General features: G+C 23.6%; 6 protein-coding genes (1 of these 6 running past the window's edge). 4 read left to right on the forward strand and 2 right to left on the reverse strand.

Annotated features, from left to right (window positions below; all coding sequences use genetic code 11):
- Positions 1-290: the 5' portion of a DUF2250 domain-containing protein gene (locus LUA84_RS01990; RefSeq protein ID WP_457913286.1), read on the reverse strand. Its footprint begins 124 nt before the window's first position; only the first 290 of its 414 coding nucleotides appear in the window; the start codon lies at positions 288-290; the stop codon falls past the left edge of the window.
- Positions 291-378: 88 nt separating this feature from the next.
- Here LUA84_RS01990 and LUA84_RS01995 point away from each other — a divergent pair, with 88 nt between their 5' ends.
- The 4 genes from LUA84_RS01995 to LUA84_RS02010 all read left to right on the forward strand — a co-directional run bounded on the left by LUA84_RS01995 (position 379) and on the right by LUA84_RS02010 (position 2,423).
- Entirely contained in the window at positions 379-555 is a 177-nt protein-coding gene (locus LUA84_RS01995) for a hypothetical protein (protein WP_231434205.1), read from the forward strand.
- 311 nt (positions 556-866) lie between these two features.
- The gene (locus tag LUA84_RS02000; protein WP_231434206.1) at positions 867-1,460 is read left to right on the forward strand and encodes a hypothetical protein; all 594 of its coding nucleotides are present in this window, start codon (positions 867-869) and stop codon (positions 1,458-1,460) included.
- Between the two features lie 192 nt (positions 1,461-1,652).
- Positions 1,653-2,117 carry a hypothetical protein gene (locus LUA84_RS02005; RefSeq protein ID WP_231434207.1) on the forward strand — a complete coding sequence of 155 codons (465 nt, stop codon included), beginning with the start codon at positions 1,653-1,655 and terminating at the stop codon, positions 2,115-2,117.
- Between the two features lie 108 nt (positions 2,118-2,225).
- Positions 2,226-2,423 (forward strand): 2-oxoacid:acceptor oxidoreductase family protein, encoded by a 198-nt coding sequence (locus tag LUA84_RS02010; RefSeq protein WP_231434208.1) that lies wholly within the window; start codon positions 2,226-2,228, stop codon positions 2,421-2,423.
- Between the two features lie 350 nt (positions 2,424-2,773).
- On the opposite strand, the gene LUA84_RS02015 is transcribed toward LUA84_RS02010, so the two are convergent.
- Positions 2,774-2,920, reverse strand: a complete 147-nt coding sequence (locus LUA84_RS02015; RefSeq protein WP_231434209.1) for a hypothetical protein — start codon at positions 2,918-2,920, stop codon at positions 2,774-2,776.
- Positions 2,921-3,133 lie beyond the last annotated feature (213 nt).

Genomic DNA, 3,133 nt, shown 5'->3' on the forward strand with positions numbered 1-3,133 from the left:
CTATGTACTTCTTCAATCAATCCAATCTCTTTTAATTCTTCTAACATTTTATTTACTTTATTAATATCAATTTTTGTATATTTTGATATGTTTTTTCCATTATCCAAATTCGCAATCTTTAAGTGATTTAGAACTTTAAAATAATCGGGATCATCTTTTAGCATTTTTGCTAATAATCTTATTTCTTCTGACATATGTTTAATAATTCTGAAAAATGTAGATGTTTTATGAATCCAAAAGATGATCATTAAAAGAAGCATTTTTATACATATTGTATAAGTAATGAGCATTATATAAAAAAAGGAGAAAGAGTGGGATTACTTATANTTTATGAATATATAGAGAAGAATGAAATGAATTTCCAAGAAATAAATGATGATGATTCTTGGAAGAATTAGACTATTTTTAAATAATATATATTTATTGATATCCAAACCAGAAGAAAATGAAAAATATTTAAAATATGCAGTATATACTCAAGAAAAGGCAGAAGAATTGGAAAAAATTGGTACAGAAAAAATAAAGAAAATTTATACATTTTTCAGATATAGATGATGAAGAAATAAAGAAATTAAATAATTTAAGAATAAATATAAGGATATTGGAAGATTTATTTTGGTTAATATGATAAGAATAAAGAAATACCAAATAATGGTTTAGATTTAGTTATACCGCATTTCCTAAATGTATCATAAAATATGTATTTTATTATATAGCAATTAAATATTATGATAAATTAAAACCAATTGAAAGANTGGATAATATAGAGGTAAAATATAATGAAGAAAAATATAAAGAATATTTAAATAGATATAAAAACAAAAGGCTTGATGAATATATATAAAAATTTTTTGAAAAATTGAATTATGAAATTTAGTATAATTACTTTGGGATGTAAATTAAATAAAGCTGAAGGAGAAATAATGAAAGATATACTAATTAAAAAAGGATATAAATATACAGAAAATCCTGATGAAAGTGAAATATTAATAATAAATACATGTACTGTTAAAGGACCAACAGAATCAAAAGCAATAAAATTGGTAAATAAATATAAGGATAAAAAATTAATCTTGGCAGGTTATTTAGTACAACATCAACCAGAATTATTTAATGGTTATACATTAATTGGTTTAGATCATATAGATGAAGTAGATAAAGTTTTGGAAGATTATTTAAATGGAAAAATAGATGTATTAATTGATAGAAAAAATACAAAAAAATTATTGCCTTCTGTGGATCAATATCCAATAAAGATAATAATATTGCAAGAAGGATGTTTATGGAATTGTTTATATTGTGCTACAAAATTGGCAGGGGTAATGCAAAATCATATCCTCCAGAATATATTTATAAAGAATATAAGGATGTCAGAAATTAAATGGATTAAGATTATATATTTTACAGGAACAGATTTAGCAACTTATGGATATGATTTAAATATTGATTTAGCAGATTAATTATTTGGATTAAAAGATATTAAGGGTAGAATATTATATAAGGGTTGGAATGGCAAATCCTGGAATTTTAAATAAATTTATTGATAAATTATTAGATTCTTATAGATAATGAAAATATATTCAAGTTCTTTCATATACCAGTTCAATCAGGAACAAATAATGTATTAAAAACAATAGGGGAGGAGATTAGTATTGAAAGACTTCTATGAATTAATTGAAAAAATAAGGAAAAGAAATTATGAAGGAACAATTGCAACAGATATAATTTTTGGATATCCTACAGAAACTGAAGAAGATTTTAGAAAAACATTGGAATTAGTTGAAAATGTAAAATTTGAGATAATAAATATATCAAAATATTGGCCAAGACCAAAAACATTATCATATAAATTATATAAACAACTACCTGGTCATATTGTAAAGGAAAGATCTAGAAAACTAAAAATTATATTTAAAAAATATTCATATGAAAGAAATAAACAATGGTTAAATTGGAAAGGATATGCAATTGTAAATCAAAAGGAAAATATGAAAATACATGGAAATTGCAGAAATTATGCATATAAACAAATTATAGTAAAATCTGATAAAAATATTTTGGGAAAAACAATAAAAGTAAAAATTAATAATATCAGCACCAATCGATTTAAGAGATGAATTATTAGAAATAAAGGAAGAAAATTTATTGGAAAAAAGATTATATTGAAATATACCACCGATTTGGTAAAATATTATTTTAAATATGCTATAGTGTATTAAAAAATAATGGTAGACCTAAATATTTTAATAGGTGGTCAGGCTGGTCAAGGAATAGATTTTGCTGCAGATATAATATCAAGAGTATTCATTAAATTGGGATATAATGTATTTAATTNTAGATGGTATATGAGTTTAATTAGAGGGGGACATAATTATAATATTGTTAGTATATCTAGAGAAAATAGATATGCTCACCTATTTTGAAGATTTTGCTTATATAATTGCATTTGATCAAAATACGGTAAATTTACATAGTATATAAAATTAAAGGAAAATGGATTAATAATTGGACCAAAAAATGTTTATATAATAAAAAAGTTGATATAGATTTAGATTATTATTATAAAAAATATAATGTTAATAAAAAATATGAAAATACAATTGTTCTACTAGCGTTTCTTAAGATATTTAAATATTGATAAAGAAACAGTTAAAGATGTATTTGAAAAAAGAATAGGCGATCCTGAAGAATTAAAATTAATTGACATTATTTATAATGATTTAAATATTAGTAGTAAAGAAAGTATAGAAAAGGGAGTTTATAAGAAACAATTTTATTTATCTGGTTCTGAAGGAATTGCATTAGGAGCAATTGCTGCAGGTTTGGATATATATATTGCATATCCAATGACTCCTGCGTCTCCCGTTTTGCATATTTTAGCATCTCTAAGGGATAAATATAATATTGATAGCAATATCAACCTGATAATGAAATTGGTGTAATTAATATTGCTTTAGGTGCATCTTTTGCGGTGCAAAGGTAATGATTGGTCTTCTGGAGGTGGTAATAGATTTAATGGCAGAGGCAATTAGTTTAGCAGGTATGGCAGAAATTCCTCTTAGTAATTTATTGGGCTCAAAGATATGGACCTTCAACAGGTATGGCAACACATGACAGATCAATCAGATCTATT

It is taken from the genome of Candidatus Nanopusillus massiliensis (assembly GCF_920984865.1).

Coding starts and splice junctions, on each gene's coding strand:
- LUA84_RS01995 (WP_231434205.1), top strand. CDS start 379: ATGATTCTTGGAAGAATTAGACTATTTTTAAATAATATATATTTATTG.
- LUA84_RS02000 (WP_231434206.1), top strand. CDS start 867: ATGAAATTTAGTATAATTACTTTGGGATGTAAATTAAATAAAGCTGAA.